Origin of the sequence: Rhodoferax sp. OV413 (assembly GCF_900104385.1) — a bacterium.
Classification (GTDB): domain Bacteria; phylum Pseudomonadota; class Gammaproteobacteria; order Burkholderiales; family Burkholderiaceae_C; genus Rhodoferax_B.
This window is the reverse complement of record NZ_FNJA01000003.1, coordinates 299,176-317,998: the sequence shown is the minus strand read 5'-3', so window position 1 is coordinate 317,998 and position 18,823 is coordinate 299,176. Positions and strand designations below refer to the sequence as shown.

The 18,823-nt window shown below is 60.6% G+C and carries 21 protein-coding genes; 19 read left to right on the top strand and 2 right to left on the bottom strand.

Going from position 1 to position 18,823, the window contains the following annotated elements:
* Window positions 1–2 precede the first annotated feature (2 nt).
* The gene (locus BLT66_RS13110) at window positions 3–995 is read left to right on the top strand and encodes a S49 family peptidase (RefSeq protein WP_092758159.1); all 993 of its coding nucleotides are present in this window, start codon (window positions 3–5) and stop codon (window positions 993–995) included.
* A 15-nt stretch (window positions 996–1,010) separates the two neighbouring features.
* Here the strand turns inward: BLT66_RS13110 and BLT66_RS13105 are convergent, their stop codons facing one another.
* Together BLT66_RS13105 and BLT66_RS13100 are read right to left on the bottom strand one after the other, a co-directional pair.
* A complete protein-coding gene (locus tag BLT66_RS13105; protein WP_092758158.1) occupies window positions 1,011–1,772 on the bottom strand; it encodes an SAM-dependent methyltransferase in 762 nt (253 codons plus the stop codon).
* On the bottom strand, window positions 1,769–2,374 hold the full coding sequence (locus tag BLT66_RS13100) for a Maf family nucleotide pyrophosphatase (RefSeq protein WP_092758157.1): 606 nt from the start codon (window positions 2,372–2,374) through the stop codon (window positions 1,769–1,771). The genes BLT66_RS13105 and BLT66_RS13100 overlap by 4 nt, the downstream gene beginning before the upstream one ends.
* Window positions 2,375–2,399: 25 nt before the next feature.
* On the opposite strand from BLT66_RS13100, the gene BLT66_RS13095 reads away from it, so the two are divergent.
* The 18 genes from BLT66_RS13095 to era all read left to right on the top strand — a co-directional run bounded on the left by BLT66_RS13095 (window position 2,400) and on the right by era (window position 18,820).
* On the top strand, window positions 2,400–2,948 hold the full coding sequence (locus BLT66_RS13095; protein WP_092758156.1) for a YceD family protein: 549 nt from the start codon (window positions 2,400–2,402) through the stop codon (window positions 2,946–2,948).
* A gap of 191 nt (window positions 2,949–3,139) precedes the next feature.
* On the top strand, window positions 3,140–3,322 hold the full coding sequence (gene rpmF, locus BLT66_RS13090) for a 50S ribosomal protein L32 (protein WP_066086119.1): 183 nt from the start codon (window positions 3,140–3,142) through the stop codon (window positions 3,320–3,322).
* 119 nt (window positions 3,323–3,441) lie between these two features.
* A complete protein-coding gene (gene plsX, locus BLT66_RS13085) occupies window positions 3,442–4,494 on the top strand; it encodes a phosphate acyltransferase PlsX (RefSeq protein ID WP_092758155.1) in 1,053 nt (350 codons plus the stop codon).
* Window positions 4,491–5,471 (top strand): beta-ketoacyl-ACP synthase III, encoded by a 981-nt coding sequence (locus BLT66_RS13080; protein WP_092758154.1) that lies wholly within the window; start codon window positions 4,491–4,493, stop codon window positions 5,469–5,471. The genes plsX and BLT66_RS13080 overlap by 4 nt, the downstream gene beginning before the upstream one ends.
* A gap of 52 nt (window positions 5,472–5,523) precedes the next feature.
* Window positions 5,524–6,498: an ACP S-malonyltransferase gene (gene fabD, locus BLT66_RS13075; protein ID WP_092758153.1), complete on the top strand. Its 975-nt coding sequence runs from the start codon at window positions 5,524–5,526 to the stop codon at window positions 6,496–6,498.
* Window positions 6,495–7,241, top strand: coding sequence for a 3-oxoacyl-ACP reductase FabG (fabG, locus tag BLT66_RS13070; protein ID WP_092758152.1), 747 nt, complete (start codon window positions 6,495–6,497; stop codon window positions 7,239–7,241). Before fabD ends, fabG begins: the two co-directional genes overlap by 4 nt.
* Before the next feature lie 115 nt (window positions 7,242–7,356).
* On the top strand, window positions 7,357–7,596 hold the full coding sequence (gene acpP, locus BLT66_RS13065) for an acyl carrier protein (protein WP_092758151.1): 240 nt from the start codon (window positions 7,357–7,359) through the stop codon (window positions 7,594–7,596).
* Between the two features lie 171 nt (window positions 7,597–7,767).
* Window positions 7,768–9,012 carry a beta-ketoacyl-ACP synthase II gene (fabF, locus tag BLT66_RS13060; protein WP_092758150.1) on the top strand — a complete coding sequence of 415 codons (1,245 nt, stop codon included), beginning with the start codon at window positions 7,768–7,770 and terminating at the stop codon, window positions 9,010–9,012.
* 46 nt (window positions 9,013–9,058) lie between these two features.
* A complete protein-coding gene (locus BLT66_RS13055) occupies window positions 9,059–9,517 on the top strand; it encodes a hypothetical protein (protein WP_092758149.1) in 459 nt (152 codons plus the stop codon).
* A complete protein-coding gene (gene rpoE, locus BLT66_RS13050) occupies window positions 9,514–10,158 on the top strand; it encodes an RNA polymerase sigma factor RpoE (protein ID WP_092758148.1) in 645 nt (214 codons plus the stop codon). The genes BLT66_RS13055 and rpoE overlap by 4 nt, the downstream gene beginning before the upstream one ends.
* 48 nt (window positions 10,159–10,206) lie before the next feature.
* On the top strand, window positions 10,207–10,863 hold the full coding sequence (locus BLT66_RS13045; protein ID WP_092758147.1) for a sigma-E factor negative regulatory protein: 657 nt from the start codon (window positions 10,207–10,209) through the stop codon (window positions 10,861–10,863).
* Between the two features lie 27 nt (window positions 10,864–10,890).
* Entirely contained in the window at window positions 10,891–11,922 is a 1,032-nt protein-coding gene (locus tag BLT66_RS13040; RefSeq protein WP_092758146.1) for a MucB/RseB C-terminal domain-containing protein, read from the top strand.
* A 129-nt stretch (window positions 11,923–12,051) separates the two neighbouring features.
* A complete protein-coding gene (locus BLT66_RS13035; RefSeq protein WP_369821597.1) occupies window positions 12,052–13,449 on the top strand; it encodes a DegQ family serine endoprotease in 1,398 nt (465 codons plus the stop codon).
* A gap of 496 nt (window positions 13,450–13,945) precedes the next feature.
* Window positions 13,946–15,754 carry a translation elongation factor 4 gene (lepA, locus tag BLT66_RS13030; RefSeq protein WP_092758144.1) on the top strand — a complete coding sequence of 603 codons (1,809 nt, stop codon included), beginning with the start codon at window positions 13,946–13,948 and terminating at the stop codon, window positions 15,752–15,754.
* Window positions 15,754–16,719: a signal peptidase I gene (gene lepB, locus BLT66_RS13025; RefSeq protein WP_092758143.1), complete on the top strand. Its 966-nt coding sequence runs from the start codon at window positions 15,754–15,756 to the stop codon at window positions 16,717–16,719. Before lepA ends, lepB begins: the two co-directional genes overlap by 1 nt.
* A 26-nt stretch (window positions 16,720–16,745) precedes the next feature.
* On the top strand, window positions 16,746–17,099 hold the full coding sequence (locus BLT66_RS13020) for a DUF4845 domain-containing protein (RefSeq protein WP_092758142.1): 354 nt from the start codon (window positions 16,746–16,748) through the stop codon (window positions 17,097–17,099).
* Between the two features lies 1 nt (window position 17,100).
* On the top strand, window positions 17,101–17,787 hold the full coding sequence (gene rnc, locus BLT66_RS13015) for a ribonuclease III (RefSeq protein ID WP_092758141.1): 687 nt from the start codon (window positions 17,101–17,103) through the stop codon (window positions 17,785–17,787).
* An 88-nt stretch (window positions 17,788–17,875) separates the two neighbouring features.
* Complete coding sequence (gene era / locus BLT66_RS13010; protein WP_092758140.1) at window positions 17,876–18,820, top strand: GTPase Era; 945 nt, start codon at window positions 17,876–17,878, stop codon at window positions 18,818–18,820.
* Window positions 18,821–18,823 lie beyond the last annotated feature (3 nt).

Below are 18,823 nucleotides of genomic sequence, written 5' to 3'. Positions count from 1 at the left end.
CCATGACCGACCCAATTTTTCCTGGGACCCCCGAGACCCCGCCAACGCCTAGCCGCAGTACCAGCGAGGCCAGTGGCTGGGAGCGCGCGACCCTGGAAAAGCTGGCCTTCGCTGCGCTGGCCGAGCAAAAAGCCACGCGCCGCTGGAAGACCTTTGTGCGTTTGTCCTGGTTGGTCTTTTTCATCGCCGTGGCCTGGATCGGATTGAACCGCGCCGCACCGACGACGGATAAGTCCACCGCCCATACCGCCGTGGTCGAGATCAAGGGCGAAATCGCCTCCGGGGCCGATGCTGGCGCCGAGTTCGTGGTGGCCGCCATGCGCAGCGCGTTTGAAGACGAAGGTGCCCAGGCCGTGGTGCTATTGATCAACTCGCCAGGCGGCAGCCCGGTGCAGGCCGGCATCATCAACGACGAAATCCGCCGGCTCAAAGTGCTGCACAAGAAGCCGGTGTATGCCGTGGTGGAAGAAACCTGCGCATCGGCGGCCTATTACATCGCCGTGGCTGCGGACGATATTTACGTTGACAAGGCCAGCATCGTTGGCAGCATTGGTGTGCTGATGGACGGCTTTGGCTTCACCGGCTTGATGGACAAGCTGGGCGTCGAGCGCCGCCTGATGACGGCCGGTGAAAACAAAGGCTTTCTGGACCCGTTCAGCCCGCAAAGCGAGACCCAGCGCGCGTTTGCGCAAAACATGCTGAACCAGATCCACACCCAGTTCATCGATGCAGTGAAGGCCGGCCGCGGCAAGCGTCTGAAGGAAACCCCCGAGACCTTCAGCGGCTTGTTCTGGAGTGGCCAGCAGGCCGTGGAGATGGGTCTGGCCGACCATCTGGGCAACCTGGACTATGTGGCCCGCGAAGTGGTCAAGGCCGAAGAGCTGATCGACTACACCCGCCGTGAGAATGTGGCTGAACGCCTGGCCAAACGCTTTGGTGCGGCGATTGGCGAGGGCTCGGTGCGGGCCCTGAAGAGCATCCCTGCACTGCGCTGATAAGTTCAGCGTCCGTTAACGTCCTATCGCAAACACGGCGGGCTGGTCAGAGACCAGGCCCGCCTTGTTTTTTTGTCGCCAGCCTTTGACCGTGTCGCTCAGGGTGCGCGGCTCGGCCAGGGTCATACCGCTGCTCACCGCCAAGCGTGTATTTTGCTGCAAATTCTGTAGCAGCCCCTGCAGCAAGGACGAGTTGCGGTACGGTGTTTCTATGAAAATCTGGGTTTGCCCGGTCTTCAACGCCAGTGCTTCCAGTTCGCGGATGCGCTGGCCGCGTTCCGGTTCAGCCTGCGGTACATAGCCAACAAACGCAAAGCTTTGCCCGTTCAAACCGCTGGCCGCCAGCGCCAGCAGCAGCGATACGGGTCCGACCAGCACCACCACCTCCAGCCCTAGTTCGTGGGCGGCGCGCACCACCGACGAGCCGGGGTCGGCCACCGCTGGCATGCCGGCTTCGCTGACCAGGCCGATGTCCGCGCCTTGCAAGGCGGCCGCCAGCAGCGGCTTGGCGTCAAACTGGCCGCTGTGGTCGCCTTTTTTATGCACTTCCCGCGGCAGCTCCTGGATTTGCAGTGCCTGGATGGGCTGGGCCAAGGGCTGCAGCGCGTCCACCCGCTTCAAGTAGGCGCGGGTGGTTTTGGCGTTTTCGCAGATCCAGTGCTGCAGGCGGGCCGCCACCCGTAGCGTGCCCAGCGGCATCACGTCTTCCAGCGGCGTCTGGGTGGTGCAGCCGAAATCCAGAGGAGCTGGTACCAAATAGAGTTTGCCGGGCTTCATAGCAGGGCGACTCCGGCGGCGCGCAGCAGCTGGCAGGTGCGGATCAGCGGCAGGCCGACCAGTGCGGTCGGGTCGTCGCTGTCGATGGCGTCCAGCAGGCTGATGCCCAGGCCTTCGCTTTTGGCGCTGCCTGCGCAGTCATAGGGTTGCTCGGCGCGAAGATAGGCCTCGATTTCGGCGTCGCTGAGCTGGCGGAACTGGACCCGCACCGGTGCCAGCGCGGTCTGGGCAAAGCCGGTTTCCAGGCAGACCACCGACAGCGCGGTTTGGAACACCACGGTCTGGCCGCGCATCTGGCGCAACTGGGCCACGGCGCGTTCGTGGTTGCCGGGCTTGCCCAGCGGCGTGCCATGCAGATCTGCCACCTGGTCAGAGCCGATCACCACTGCCTGCGGGAAGCGGGCCGCCACGGCCTGGGCCTTGGCCAGCGACAGGCGCAAAGCCAGGTCGCGCGGGCATTCGCCGGGCAGCGGGGTTTCATCGACCTCGGGGGAGGCGACCTCGAACGGAATCTGCAGGCGCTGTAGCAGCTCGCGCCGGTAGCGCGAGGTCGAGCCCAGTACCAGGGCGCGGCGGATGGGGGAGGGCGGGGAAGAATGCATGCCGGGATTCTCTTACACTGCAGGCATGAAAACCGAGATTGCCTCCACCCCCCTGGACGTTCGCGCCTTCGCGCAGTCCGCAGGTAGCCGCGCGCAGCAGGACCTGCTACAAAAATACGAGCGCCTCGCGCAGGAGGTATCTGCGCCAGCAGCCGATTTGACTCTTAATTGGAGCGCGCAGGGCGAGCTGCGCGCCGTGCCCGGCGGCGAGCCCGAGGTCTGGCTGCATGTGCAAGCCGACACCGTACTGCCCCTGACCTGCCAGCGCTGCCTGACACCGGTCGATGTGGCTTTGGCGGTAGACCGCTCGTTCCGCTTTGTGGCCGACGAAGAGACCGCTGCTGCGCTGGACGACGAATCCGAAGACGATGTGCTGGCGCTGGACCCGGAGTTTGACCTGGCCACCCTGGTGGAAGACGAGTTGCTGATGGAAATTCCCCTGGTTCCGCGTCATGAGGAATGCCCGGTGGAGGTCAAATTGGAGGTGGTGGACCCGGCATTCGAGGCCGCTTTGGCCGAGAAACCCAAGCCGTTTGCCGCCCTAGCCCAGCTGCGAGGCGAGGGCTCGGACTGAGGGCTGGCGTCAAGTCACAGCCTTGGGCTATAATCTAAGGCTTCGCGCGAAAAGGCCTGTGTGCTTTTGGTTGATGTTTAATCAATGAGCCGAGGATGCCTCGGATCTGACTGTTTCGCGCTTCCTTCGTTTTCGTGTTTGTGTAATTACTTAAGCGTTTAGCTTTAAACGCATTTACTTAGGAGCCGACCATGGCCGTCCAGCAAAACAAAAAATCCCCTTCCAAGCGCGGTATGCACCGTTCGCACAACGCACTGAACGTGCCCGGTATCGCAGTGGAACCCACCACCGGTGAAGTTCACCTGCGCCACCACATCAGCCCCAACGGTTTCTACCGTGGCCGCCAGGTGTTGAAGAACAAATCCGAAGCCTAAGCTGCGCTTTGAATCCTGGGCCCGGTGCTACGCAACCCGTAGCCACGGGCCTTTGTTTTGATGTCTGCACTTCTGGTTTCTTGCGCCTCCTGCAGCGTTAACCCCAAGGTTGGCGCGCCATGATCACACTTGCTGTGGACTGCATGGGCGGCGACCATGGTCCGCGTGTGACCCTGCCCGCCTGCCGCCAATTTCTTGACCGCTATCCGGACGCAGCTTTGCTGCTGGTGGGCTTGCCTGCCAGCTTGGCTGAGTTTGTGCACCCGCGTGCGACCCTGGTGGCCGCCAGCGAGGTGGTGGGCATGGACGATTCCATCGAGATAGCTCTGCGCAAGAAGAAGGACTCTTCGATGCGCGTGGCGATCAGCCAGGTCAAGCAGGGCACGGCCCAGGCGGCGGTGTCCGCTGGCAATACTGGCGCCCTGATGGCGATTGCGCGCTACCTGCTGAAGACCCTGGATGGCATCGACCGCCCCGCGATTGCCGGGCAGATCCCGAATGCCAAGGGCGGCGCCACTACCGTGCTCGATCTGGGTGCGAATGTGGACTGCACGGCCGAACATTTGCTGCAGTTCGCGGTAATGGGCTCGGCCCTGGTGTCGGTGCTGAGCGATAACGAAAATCCCTCGGTTGGCCTGTTGAACATTGGCGAAGAAGCCATCAAGGGCAACGAAACCATCAAGCGCTCGGGCGAGCTGTTGCGCGCAGCCGCGCTGGCCGGCGACTTGAACTTCTACGGCAATGTCGAAGGTAACGATATTTTCGTGGGCACCACGGATATCGTGGTCTGCGATGGCTTTGTTGGCAATGTGGCGCTCAAGACCAGCGAGGGCCTGGCCAGCATGATCGTGAATTTCTTGCGGGTCGAGTTTTCGCGCAATCTATTCACCAAATTTGCGGCAATTTTGTCCTATCCGGTGCTAACAGCGCTTAAAAAGCGCATGGACCATAGGCGATACAACGGTGCAGCCTTGCTCGGCCTGCGCGGCCTGGTGTTCAAAAGCCATGGTTCTGCCGATGCTTTTGCGTTTGAGCAGGCCTTGCACCGGGCGTATGATGCAGCCCGAAACAACCTGCTGGACCGTGTCCAAGCCCGCATTGCCCATGCGGCCCCGCTTTTGGCGGAGCCCGCGGACTATGCGCTGGATACCTCCGCAACCATGAGCGCATGACGAGTCCATATTCCCGTATCACCGGAACCGGTAGTTATCTCCCACCCCGTCGCTTGAGTAATGCCGATCTGGTCGCCGAATTGGCGACCAAGGGCGTAGAGACTTCAGACGACTGGATCGTGGAACGCACCGGCATCCGCGCCCGCCACTTTGCAGCGCCCGACGTGGCCTGCAGCGATCTCGCACTCCATGCGGCCCAAAATGCCTTGCAGGCGGCCGGCGTTGAGGCCAAAGACATTGACCTGATCATTGTGGCCACGTCCACCCCGGACATGGTCTTCCCCTCGTCGGCCTGCATTCTGCAGAACAAGCTAGGCATTGCCGGCTGCCCGGCGTTCGACGTGCAAGCCGTGTGCAGCGGTTTTGTCTACGCGCTGACGGTGGCCGACGCAATGATCCGCACTGGCACGGCGACCAAGGCCTTGGTGGTCGGCGCCGAAGTTTTCTCCCGGATTCTGGATTTCTCGGATCGCACGACCTGCGTGCTGTTCGGCGACGGCGCGGGTGCGGTGGTGCTTGAAGCCTCGGATACACCCGGCATTCTGGCCAGCGACCTGCATGCAGACGGCAAGTACGTCGGCATTCTGTGCGTGCCAGGCCACGTCTCGGGCGGAGCGGCTTCAGGCCATCCGCTGCTGAAGATGGACGGCCCCGCGGTGTTCAAGTTGGCGGTGGGCGTGTTGGAAGACGCCGCCCGGGCTACCTTGGCCAAAGCCGGCAAGACCCAGGAAGATATTGACTGGCTGGTGCCGCACCAGGCGAACATCCGCATCATGCAGAGCACCGCCAAGCGGCTCAAGCTGTCGATGGACAAGGTGATGGTCACGGTGGACCAGCACGGCAACACCTCGGCGGCCTCGATTCCGCTGGCGCTGGACAGCGGTGTGCGCAGCGGCAAGATCAAAAAAGGTGAGACGCTGATGCTGGAAGGCGTGGGCGGTGGTTTTACCTGGGGTGCAGTGCTGCTGAATCTGTAGCATGCTGCGCTTGTCCAATAAGCGCTAACGGCATATTTGACTCATATATTCCATGAATAATTTTGCATTTGTGTTCCCGGGCCAGGGCTCCCAGTCTGTGGGCATGCTCGACGCCTGGGGTGACCACCCGGTGATTGCCCAGACTCTGCAGGAGGCCTCGGACGCTCTGGGTGAAAACGTCGGCCAACTGATCAAGGAAGGCCCGAAAGAAGCCTTGGCTTTGACCACCAACACCCAGCCGGTGATGCTGGTGGCTGCCGTGGCCGCCTACCGCGCCTGGATCGCCGAGACCGGTCTTGCGCCCTCGGTGGTGGCTGGCCATTCGCTGGGCGAGTATTCGGCCCTGGTGGCCTCGGGCGTGCTGACCTTGGCGCAGGCGGCGCCTCTGGTGCGTTTCCGGGCCCAGGCCATGCAGGATGCGGTGCCGGTCGGCGTCGGCGCCATGGCGGCGATCCTGGGCCTCGATGCTACTAAAGTAATAGCTGGTTGCGCAGAAGTGACAAGCGCTATGCGTGCTTTGGGCTCTGAATTTGCAGCCGAAGTGGTAGAGGCGGTGAACTTCAACGACCCCGGCCAGACCGTGATTGCCGGCAGCAAAGCGGCGGTTGAGAAGGCCTGCGAAGTCCTGAAGGCCAATGGCGCCAAGCGCGCTTTGCCTTTGCCGGTGTCGGCGCCTTTCCATTCCAGCCTGATGCAGCCTGCAGCCGAGAAGCTGCGCGAAAAACTCGCGCAGGTCAGTTTTGCCGCGGCCCAGATTCCGCTGGTCAACAACATCGATGTGGCGGTGGAAACCGATGCCGACCGCATCCGCGACGCCCTGGTGCGCCAGGCGTTTGGCCCGGTGCGCTGGGTGGAATGCGTGGCAGCTATCAAGGCGCGTGGCGTCACTACCTTGGTCGAATGCGGTCCGGGCAAGGTGCTGGCCGGCATGGTCAAGCGTATCGACGGTAGCCTGACGGGCCTGCCTTTGTTTGACCCGGCCAGCATGGCCGAGGTTCGGTCCAATCTTGCGGGAGCCGCAGCATGAGCGCAGTCGAGTTTGCAGGCCAGTTGGCCCTGGTTACGGGCGCGTCGCGCGGTATCGGTGCTGCGATTGCACTGGAACTGGCACAGCGCGGCCTGAAAGTCATAGGCACGGCGACCAGCGATGCCGGCGCTGCTGGTATCAGCCAGGCCTTGGCGGCCTTTCCCGGTTGCAGTGGCAAGAAACTGGATGTGAACAATGCAGCTGAGGCCGAGGCGCTGATCGACAGCATCAGCAAGAAGCACGGCGGTCTGCACGTGCTGGTAAACAACGCCGGCATCACCCGCGACACCCTGGCCATGCGCATGAAGGACGACGACTGGGATGCGGTGCTGGACACCAACCTGAAAGCCGTATTCCGCATGAGCCGCGCCGTGATGCGCACCATGATGAAGCAGCGCTATGGCCGCATCATCAGCATCACCTCGGTGGTGGGCGCGTCCGGCAACCCCGGCCAGGCCAACTACGCGGCCGCTAAGGCCGGTGTGGCCGGCATGACCCGCGCTTTGGCGCGCGAGCTGGGCTCGCGCGGCATCACGGTGAACTGCGTGGCGCCGGGCTTCATCAACACCGACATGACCGCCAGCCTGCCGGAAGAGCAGCAAAAAGCCCTGCTGGGACAAATCCCTTTGGGCCACCTGGGCTTGCCAGCGGATATCGCGCATGCGGTGGCCTATCTGGCGTCGCCGCAGGCGGCTTATGTGACGGGGCAGGAATTGCACGTCAACGGCGGCATGTACATGTAGCCTCGGCATTGCGCCAAACCAAATCCAGCCGTTCTATCCGTACGGCAGTCTGGGCAGGGGATCTTCTGCAGCCCGGCTAAAATCACGGATTCTTTTACAACCCTCAGAGGGAACTATGAGCGATATCGAAGCACGCGTTAAAAAAATCATTGCCGAACAACTTGGCGTGGAAGAAACCCAAGTCACCAGCGAAAAGTCTTTTGTGGCCGATCTGGGTGCCGACTCGCTGGACACCGTGGAGCTGGTGATGGCTCTGGAAGATGAGTTTGGTATTGAGATTCCAGACGAAGATGCCGAGAAGATCACCACCGTGCAAAACGCGATCGACTACGCTACCAGCCACCAAAAGGCGTAAAACTCCGGCGCGTGGTGTCTGGGTGTCCATACCCGGCTGGAATAAGGCGTTGCCATGCGCCTGCCGCGCCGTTTTTTCACGCTGCCAGCGTCTCTATTGTGTGAACCCACAGGGCCGCAATAGGACTGCAGCATCTGCAGCATCTGTGCTGCTAACCACACAAATTTAATTATGTCCCGTCGTCGTGTTGTCGTCACAGGTTTAGGGTGCGTCAGCCCCGTGGGTAACACGGTGGCCGATGCATGGTCGGCTTTGCTGGCCGGTCAGTCGGGCATTGACCTGATCAAATCGTTTGATGCCAGTCCGTTCTCCTGCAAGTTTGCGGGCGAGGTCAAGGGCTTTGACATCAATGCGCTGATTCCCGAAAAAGAAGCGCGCCACATGGACCGCTTCATCCACTTGGGATTGGCCGCCGCTATCGAAGCGGTTGCCGACGCGGGACTGGCGACGGGCGATGCGCTGAGCGAAGAAGACGCCATGCGCATAGGTTGCAATATCGGCTCGGGTATTGGTGGTTTGCCGATGATCGAGCAAACCCACGCCGAATACACCAGCCGTGGCGCACGCCGGATTTCGCCCTTCTTTGTACCGGCTTCGATCATCAACATGATCTCGGGCCATGTGTCGATTAAATTCGGCTTCAAAGGCCCAAACATTGCGGTGGCAACCGCTTGCACTACGGGTTTGCATGCCATCGGGGTGTCGGCCCGGATGATCGAATACGGCGACTGCGATGTCATGGTCGCCGGTGGCGCAGAGTCCACCATGTCGCCTCTGGGCCTGGGCGGCTTTGCTGCAGCCCGTGCTCTGAGCACCCGCAATGACGACCCGCGTACTGCTTCGCGCCCCTGGGACAAAGACCGTGACGGCTTTGTGCTCGGCGAAGGCGCTGGTGTGCTGGTCATCGAAGAATACGAACACGCCAAAGCCCGTGGTGCCAAGATCTACGCGGAAATCGTCGGCTTCGGCATGAGCGGCGATGGCTTCCACATGACGGCCCCGAATGTCGACGGCCCCCGCCGTTCGATGCAGATGGCGCTGAAGAACGCAGGTATCAATCCTGATCAAGTGGATTATTTGAACGCCCACGGCACCTCCACGCCTTTGGGTGACGCGAATGAAACCAATGCGATCAAGCTCGCATTCGGCGACCACGCGAAGAAGCTGGTGGTCAACTCCACCAAGTCCATGACCGGCCATTTGCTGGGCGGCGCGGGCGGCATTGAAAGCGTGTTCACCGTGTTGGCCCTGCACCAGCAGAAGAGTCCGCCCACGATCAATATCTTCAACCAAGACCCCGAATGCGATCTCGATTACTGTGCGAATACCGCGCGGGACATGCAGATTGACGTGGCGGTGAAGAACAACTTCGGCTTTGGCGGTACCAACGGTACGCTGGTGTTCAAGCGGATTTAGTCCGTATTCTGGTTACACAGATCGTATTTCTGAGCGCTTTTCAGCCATGCACAGCGCCCCGTCGGTGACTTATCCGGTGGGGCGTTCGCGTTTTCTGGCCCGTGTACAGCTTGGTCTATGGCTGCTGGGCGCAGCGGCGGTGGCCGCCTGGTGCGTCCAGGTCGATGCGCTGGGGTGGCGCCAGGCGCTGGCCCTGGCCAGCCTGGTGTTCACCGGGGCTTGCGCTTGGTGGGGCTGGCGGCGGATGCCGGTAGGCGGGTTGCACTGGGATGGCCAGCAGTGGTTCTGGACCGGTGCCGGCGAGCCTTGGGCTGTGGCTTTGCAGCTCCATCTGGACTGGCAGCGGCATATGCTGCTAAGTTGCCAGTCGCCGGGTACGGCCCTGCGCTGGTGCTGGGTCGAGCAGGCCAGCCAACCGCAGCGCTGGCGCGACCTGCGGCGTGCGGTATATTCGCCCGCCAGAGCACATGCCGAGCCCGATAGTGTGCTTTTGTCTGAACCATGACCTCACTTCCCCCCCCTGTTCTCACCACGCCGGCCACGGCGACCGATAGCGATCTGATGCTGGTCGAGCGCACGGTCGCGGGGGATCAGCGCGCCTATGGGCTGCTGGTGGTCAAGTACCAGCGCCGTATCCAGCGCCTGATCGGCCGCATGGTGCGCGATGTGGACCTGGTGGAAGACATTGCCCAGGAAACCTTTATCCGCGCCTACCGTGCCTTGCCCAAGTTCCGCGGCGATGCGCAGTTCTATACCTGGCTGTACCGGATCGCGATCAACACCGCCAAGAAGACCTTGATGGATTTCAAGCGCGATCCCACCGTCTCTGAGGCCGCGATGCGACCTTCGGATGACGAAGATGAAACTTACTTCCGGAAAAACGAACCAACCAGCTCGGAAACCCCGGACACCGTGCTGGCAGCCAAGCAGATTTCGACCGCAGTGAACGAAGCCATGGAGGCTCTGCCCGAAGATTTACGCCAGGCGGTGACTTTGCGCGAGATAGAAGGCATGAGCTACGAAGACATCGCAGAAATGATGCAGTGCCCGATAGGCACAGTGCGGTCGCGCATATTTCGGGCCCGGGAGGCGATTTCAGCGCGGGTCAAGCCCTTGCTGGAGAGCCAGTCCGGCAAGCGCTGGTGAGCCAGGCAATAGATTGAAGACGTGGTAACAGGATACAAGGTGACGCACATGGCAACGGAACATGCTTTTGACCCGCAAGACACGCTTTCGGCATTGGCCGATGGGCAGCTGCGCGGGGAGGCTTTTGCCCAGGCGGTAGAGCAGGTGGCGAACCAGCCCGAGGCGCAGGCGACTTGGCACGCGTACCACGTGGTGGGCGATGTGCTGCGCTCGAATGAGTTCGCCGAATGTGCGGGGGATATGGATTTCCTGGCCCGGTTCCAGAGCCGCTTGGCGCAAGAGCCTGCTTTGGTGCCTATGGTGAATGCTGCGAATTTAATAGCTATCAAGGCATACGCGAGTAGCGCAGAAGCCGTATTTGATGCTGAAAATGCACCCGTGGATGTGGCGGCCAATGAACCACGTTTCGCCTGGAAGCTGGTCGCTGGCTTGGCCTCTTTGGTGGCCGTCGTTGCTGTCAGCTGGAATGTGCTGGGCGGTTTGGGTGCTACGCCGCCTGCGGCGCAGCTGGCCCAGGCGGTCACCGAGCCGGTGGCACAGGTGCAGCAGACCGTTGCACTGGCCGGCGCCGAGCCCCAGGTGATGCTGCGTGATGCACGTCTGGACGCCTTGATGGCCGCGCACAAGCAGGTGGGCGGTACTTCGGCCTTGCAGATGCCGGCGGGCTTCCTGCGCAACGCCACCTTTGAGAGCCCAGCCCCTTGAGGGCAGAAGGCCAGGAAAGCACGCGATATGCACGTTAGAACCTATACCGTCCTGCTGACCGCGCTGTGCGCGGCGACGCTGCTGCCGTTGGCGCAGGCGCAGCAGACGGCGCGCGCGCAGCCGGTCGCATCGTCCAGCGAGCCTGCGGTTGCCGAGCGCACGGTGAGCGAATGGTTGATGCGTATGCACGAGGCATCGCGCAAACGTACCTATGTGGGCACGTTTGTGGTGTCGTCAGGTACCGGCAGTCTGTCCAGTGCGCGCATCTGGCACGCCTGTGACGGCGCTCAGCAAATGGAGCGGGTCGAGTCCCTGACCGGCGCGCCGCGCTCGATCTTCCGCCGCAACGACCAGGTCATCACCTTTTTGCCGGAGAGCAAGGTCGCCGTGACCGAAACGCGCGAATCTTTGGGCCTGTTTCCCAACCTCTTGCAAACCGGCGATTCGGCGATTCCGGCGTTCTACGGCGCCAAGCAGGTCGGCAGCGACCGCGTAGCCGGCTTTGATGCCGATGTCGTGGTGCTCAAGCCCAAGGACAGTTTGCGCTACGGCTACCGGATCTGGAGCGAGAAGAAATCCGGCCTGGTGGTCAAGCTGCAAACCCTGGATGCAGAGGGCCGGGTGCTAGAGCAGGCCGCGTTCTCCGAACTGCAGCTGGATGCCCCGGTGAAGATGGAAAAACTCGGCCAGATGATGGCCAATACCGCCGGCTACCGGGTCGAAACCTCGGCTATGGTGAAGACCACGGCCTTGTCGGAAGGCTGGGTGCTGAAGAACGGCGTGCCCGGCTTCCAGCCCATGAGCTGCTTCCGGCGCTCGGTGGGTACGGGCACGGCTGCAGATGGCATGGTGCAATGGGTTTTCTCGGATGGACTGGCATCGGTCTCTTTGTTCGTCGAGGCGTTCGAGTTGCAGCGCCATCTGCAGGAGGGCAGTACGGCGATGGGCGCAACCCAATCGCTGACCCGCCGTATCGGCGACTGGTGGCTGACCGCCGTAGGCGAAGTTCCGCAGGCGACCCTCAAAGCATTTGCCCATGGGCTTGAGCGCAAGAAGTAAGCGCAGGCCCGACTATTTCTCTGTTTTTCTCTCTTGGTTTTTGAAGAAAGCACGACGATGTTTCAACTCAGTTTGAAGAATATGCGTTCCTATGCTGTGGCCTGCTCCATGGCTGTCATTTCTGTTGGGATGCTGGTCCCTGTTTCGCCGGTGTCGGCGCAAACCCGAACCTTGCCCGACTTCACCGATCTGGTCGAGCAGGTCGGCCCATCGGTGGTGAACATCCGCACGCTGGAAAAGGTCTCCAGCCAGGCGGCTGCCGGCAATGGCATTGACGAAGACATGCTGGAGTTCTTCAAACGCTTTGGCGTGCCCGTGCCGAATGTGCCGCGCCAGTCCCCGCGCCAGCCCAAGCCGCAACAGCAGCCCGAAGAAGAAACCCCGCGCGGCGTGGGATCAGGCTTCATCCTGAGTTCCGACGGTCTGATCATGACCAATGCCCATGTGGTGGAGGGTGCAGACGAAGTAATCGTGACCCTGACCGACAAGCGCGAATTCAAGGCCAAGATTATGGGCTATGACAAGCGCAGCGATGTGGCCGTGGTCAAGATCGACGCCACCGGCCTACCCGCGGTGAAGGTAGGCGATGTGGGCCGCCTCAAAGTGGGTGAATGGGTGATGGCGATTGGTTCGCCGTTCGGCCTCGAGAACACCGTCACAGCGGGCATCGTCAGCGCCAAACAGCGCGATACGGGCGACTATCTGTCGTTCATCCAGACCGATGTGGCCATCAATCCCGGCAACTCGGGTGGTCCGCTGATCAATATGCGCGGTGAAGTGGTGGGCATCAACAGCCAGATTTACTCCCGCTCGGGTGGCTTCATGGGTATCTCGTTTGCCATCCCGATCGACGAGGCGACCCGCGTGAGCGAGCAGCTGCGGGTCTCCGGTCGCGTGTCGCGCGGCCGTATCGGCGTGCAGATTGAATCGGTGTCGAAGGAAGTCGCGGAGTCGGTGGGCTTGGGCAAGGCCCAGGGCGCATTTGTACGCGGTGTGGAAACCGGTTCTCCCGCTGAAAAAGCCGGCGTCGAGGCCGGCGACATCATCACCAAATTCGACGGCAAGGCGATCGAGAAATCGTCGGACTTGCCCCGCCTAGTGGGCAATACCAAGCCCGGCACTAAAAGCAGCCTGACCGTGTTCCGCCGCGGTGCTTCCAAAGACCTGAATGTGCTGATCGCCGAGATTGAAGACGACAAGCCCGTCAAGAAGGCCTCCTCCAAAGAAGACAAGCCCAAGGCCTCGTCTGCTGGTCAATTGCTGGGTTTGGCGGTGAGTGAACTCAGCGATGCGCAGAAGAAAGAGCTGAAGATCAAGGGCGGCGTCAAGGTGGACAGCGCGACCGAAGGTGCTGCCCGTGCGGGCGTCAAGGAAGGCGATGTGATCGTGGCGATTGCCAATACCGAGGTCAATAACGTCAAGGAATTCGAGGCCGCCGTTGCCAAAATGGACAAATCCAAGCCTGTAAACCTGTTGTTCCGCCGTGGCGAATGGGCGCAGTATGCGTTGATACGGCCGGCCAAATAAGCGCGCGCACCGTTTAAAAGCCCCCCTTCCGAGTCGGATTTGGGGCTTTTGGCGAATTACAAATCCCCTAAAACCGGTGTCACAAAAATTTCTTGCAGCCTAAAAATGCGGCTTCTATGTTTGTGATTACTAACTTCAAAATCGTCTAGTAACGATTTTGGATAGAATCCAACGCGCGCTCTATAGGTTTTGGACATATCAAAAATGCTGGAAACCACAATGCGGGACGAAGCCGTGCGGTGCACAGGCGATCCACAAGTTGTCCAGAAACCTATCCACCGATGCTGTTAATAAGTTGTGCATAAGATTCCTGTTGTGGCCTTGCAACGCCTGACCTGCGCCAGTGTGCGGGCTTTGCTAAGCCGCCTTTTTGCCTACAATGAAGTTCCAGCTATCGCAGTTGCCAAAGATTGTTGGTTCAGGGCGCGTTCGTTATCGACGCGCCCTTTTTTCGTTTCTGCGTCTTTTTAATTCAACCACTTAAAGCTTCCCGTTGATGAATCACATCAGAAATTTCTCCATCATTGCGCACATTGACCATGGCAAATCCACGCTGGCAGACCGCTTGATTCAGCGCTGCGGCGGCCTGGCCGAACGCGAAATGGAGGCCCAGGTGCTCGACTCGATGGACATCGAAAAAGAGCGTGGGATAACTATCAAGGCACAGACGGCAGCGCTGCATTACAAGGCCAAGGATGGTCAGATTTACAACCTGAATTTGATCGATACGCCCGGCCATGTGGACTTCTCGTACGAGGTGAGTCGCTCGCTGTCTGCGTGTGAAGGCGCTTTGCTGGTGGTCGATGCCAGCCAGGGCGTGGAAGCCCAAACCGTGGCCAATTGCTATACAGCACTCGACCTCGGCGTCGAGGTGATGCCCGTACTGAACAAGATAGATTTGCCGAATGCAGATCCCGACAACGCCCGGGCTGAAATCGAGGATGTGATCGGTATCGATGCGACCGATGCCATTCCCTGTTCGGCGAAAACGGGTTTAGGTATTGACGATATTTTGGAGGCCATCGTGGCCAAGGTGCCGGCGCCCAAGGGCAATCCGGATGCGCCCTTGCGTGCCATGATCATCGACAGCTGGTTTGACTCCTACGTCGGTGTGGTGATGTTGGTGCGGATGGTTGATGGCCGTTTGGGCAAGGGCGAGCGCATAAAGATGATGGCCTCGGGTGCGGTCTACAACGCCGACAACCTGGGCGTGTTCACGCCGGCTACCGAAGTGCGTCAATCGCTGGAGGCCGGCGAGGTGGGCTTCATCATCGCGGGCATCAAGGAGCTGCAAGCGGCCAAGGTGGGCGATACCGTCACCCTGGAAAAAAAGCTGCCCAACAATGCCGGTCCGGCCGCCGAGGCCTTGCCGGGTTTCAAGGAAATCCAGCCCCAGGTGTTTGCCGGTCTGTACCCGACCGAGGCCAGCGAGTACGACTCGCTGCGCGACGCGCTGGAAAAGCTCAAGCTGAACGATGCATCGCTGCACTACGAGCCCGAAGTTTCGCAAGCACTGGGTTTCGGTTTCCGTTGCGGCTTTTTGGGCCTGCTGCACATGGAGATCGTGCAGGAGCGCTTGGAGCGTGAATTCGACCAGGACCTGATCACCACCGCGCCCAGCGTGGTCTACCAGGTGGCGCGCTCCGACGGCACCATCACCATGGTGGAAAACCCCTCCAAGATGCCGGATTCCAGCCGCATGGAGGAAATCCGCGAACCTATCGTCACCGTGCACCTGTACATGCCGCAAGAGTATGTCGGCGTGGTGATGACGCTGGCGAACCAGAAGCGTGGCGTGCAGATGAACATGGCCTACAAGGGCCGCCAGGTCGTGCTGACCTATGAGATGCCGCTGGCCGAGATCGTGCTCGATTTCTTTGACAAGCTCAAATCGGTGAGCCGCGGCTATGCCTCGATGGACTACGAGTTCAAAGAGTATCGCGCGGCCGATGTGGTGAAGGTCGACATTTTGCTCAACAGCGAGAAGGTCGATGCGCTGTCCATCATCGTGCACCGTAGCCAGTCCCAGTACCGGGGCCGGGCCGTGGTGGCCAAAATGCGTGAGATTATTTCGCGCCAGCAGTTCGACGTGGCCATCCAGGCGGCTATTGGTTCCGGCATTATTGCGCGTGAGACAATCAAAGCGCTGCGCAAGAACGTGATCGCCAAGTGCTATGGCGGCGATATTTCGCGCAAGAAGAAACTTCTCGAAAAACAAAAGGCCGGTAAAAAACGCATGAAGCAAATCGGCTCCGTCGAAGTGCCGCAAGAGGCGTTTTTGGCTATTCTCCAGGTGGAAGATTGATGCAAGTTTTGACGGCGATGATTTTGGCGGCTTTTGTAGGTTACGGAGGCGCCTGGTACATGGGACTGCTGGAAGGGAATTTTGCCCTGCTGCTGTTTTTGGCAACCCTGGTTACCGGCCTGTACTGGTTGGCCGAGAAGTTCTATTTCCTGCCGCGCCGCAAGCAGGCGGCTTTGGATCTCGAAAAAGCCTCTGAGTTGCGCCTGGCGGAGCTCAAGAAAATGGGTATTACCCAGGTCGACCAGGTAGTGCCCGACGCCCAGGCGCGCTTGCTGATGCAACCCTGGTGGCTGGACTGGACGGCCGGCCTGTTCCCGGTCATCGTGGCGGTGTTTCTGCTGCGTTCCTTCTTGTTTGAGCCGTTCAAGATCCCGTCCGGTTCGATGATTCCCACTCTGCTGGTGGGCGATCTGATCCTGGTGAACAAATTCCACTACGGTGTGCGCCTGCCGGTGCTCAACACCAAGATCACTGACGGCACGCCGCCCCAGCGTGGTGATGTGATGGTGTTCCGTTACCCCCCTAAGCCCAGCCTGGACTACATCAAGCGGGTGGTTGGCGTGCCGGGTGACGAAGTGGCCTACATAAACAAGCGCCTGACCGTCAATGGCAAGGTGATCGACACCACGGCCTTGCCCGACTTCTTTGATGAAGACCAAATGCGCTACTTCAAGCAGTTTGAAGAAAAGCTCGGCGACAAGCCGCACCGTCTGCTGAATGACGACGACCGTCCGGCCTTCGTGCAGGGCGCCGACGATTTTGCGTTCCGCAAGAACTGCCAGTACAGCGTCGAAGGCGTGGTCTGCAAAGTGCCCGAAGGCCAGTACTTCATGATGGGCGACAACCGCGACAATTCGCTCGATTCGCGCTACTGGGGCTTCGTGCCGGACAAGAACATCGTGGGCAAGGCCTTCTTTGTCTGGATGAATTTCGGAAGCCTCAAGCGCATTGGTGCATTCAACTAGCCTGACACAGCACGCAAGGACATAGCATGAAACATCCTCTCAAATCCAAACAACGCGGCCTGTCTTTCATTGGGCTGGTGCTGACCGCAGCGCTGATCGTCTCGGTGTTCGTCGTGGGCGCCAAGCTGGTGCCTACCGTGATCGAACACCAGGCGATTTTGAAAGCGCTGAACAAAGCCCAGAGCGGCAATACCGTGCCCGAAGTGCGCGCTATTTTCGACAAGGCTGCCACCATTGACGATATTTCGTCGGTGTCCGGCAAAGACCTCGAAGTCACCAAGAACGGCGAGAAAGTCGTGGTCAAGGTGGCTTACAACAAAGAAATCGAGCTGGTCGGCCCTGCGTATTTGCTGATCAAGTACACCGGGTCCAGCAAATAGCGTGAACGATGGCCTGTTAGCACTGCAGCAACGACTGCAGCATGTTTTTTCCGATAGCAAGCTGCTGGTGCGTGCCACCACCCACCGCAGCTTCTCAAGCGACCACAACGAGCGGCTGGAGTTCCTGGGGGATTCGGTCCTGAATCTGTCCGTCGCGGGCATGCTCTACACCCGGCTGAAGGATCTGCCCGAAGGTGATCTGTCCCGCGTCCGCGCGAATATGGTCAAGCAAGACACCTTGCACCAGCTCGCCGTTGGGCTGGATCTGCCCAGCGTGCTGCGTCTGGGAGAGGGCGAAGCCCGTTCTGGCGGGCAGAAGCGTCCCTCCATCCTGGCCGATGCCCTGGAAGCCGTGATTGGCGCGGTGTATCTGGATGCCGGCTATGGGGCAGCAGAAGCCCTGGTCCAGCGCCTGTTCAAGGCGGTGGAAATCAACCCGCAGATGCAGGCCATCGGCAAAGACCCGAAAACCGAGTTGCAGGAGTGGCTGCAGGGTCGCAAAATGAAAGTACCCGCCTACCGCGTGGTCAGCACCCTGGGGGCTGCCCACCGGCAGACCTTCGATGTCGAATGTGAAATTGTTGAGCTCGGCCAAACCGAGCGCGGCATTGGCGGCTCGCGCCGCGCTGGCGAACAGGCGGCGGCCGCTGCCATGCTGGTAAAACTGAATCTCAAGCCGTCGCCGTGAAAGCTCTCCCATGACTGCAACTACCCCGAATACCCCCCCCGTGACTGAACTGTCGGATGTGCCAGACGATCAGTCTTCCCTGGAAGGCATGCTGGCTGGGCTGAAAAAATTGGCCCCCGGTGGTGACTCCACCGGCCAGCGTTGCGGCTTGGTCGCCATCGTCGGCAAGCCCAACGTCGGCAAGTCCACCCTGCTGAATGCCGTGGTGGGCCAGAAGATCAGCATCACCTCGCGCAAGGCCCAGACCACGCGGCACCGCATCACCGGCATCCGCACCCGTGACAACACCCAATTCGTGTTCGTCGACACCCCCGGCTTCCAGACCCACCACAACAACGCGCTGAACCGCTCGCTGAACAAGACGGTGCTGGGCGCTGTCGGCGATGTGGACCTGATCCTGTTCGTAGTCGAGGCCGGCAGCTTCACTTTGGCTGATGCCAAGGTGTTGTCGCTGCTGAAGCAAGACATCCCGGTGCTGCTGATCGCCAACAAGCTGGACAACGTGCACCGCCGCGCTGAGATCGCGCCCTGGCTGCAAACCATGCAGGAGCGTCACAAGTTCGCCGAATTCGTGCCCATGTCGGCCAAGAACGCCAAGGATGTGGAGCGCCTGTTCGCCATCTGCGCCAAGTACCTGCCCGAGCAGGGCTGGTGGTATGCCGAGGACGAACTCACCGACCGCAGCGAGAAGTTCCAGGCTGCCGAAACCGTGCGCGAAAAGCTGTTCCGCTTGACCGGCGACGAGCTGCCCTACACCTCGACCGTCATCATCGACAAATTCGAAGAAGAGCCACCGGCCCGCAAAGGCCAGAAGCGCCTGCTGAAGATTGCCGCCACCATCGTGGTCGAGCGCGATGGCCACAAGGCCATGGTGATCGGCGACAAGGGCGAGCGCATCAAGCGCATCGGCATGGAAACCCGCGTCGAACTCGAAAAACTGATGGACGCCAAGGTGTTCATCGAAGTCTGGGTGAAAGTGCGTTCCGGCTGGGCCGACGACGAGGCAAGAGTCCGCTCCTTTGGCTACGAGTGATTC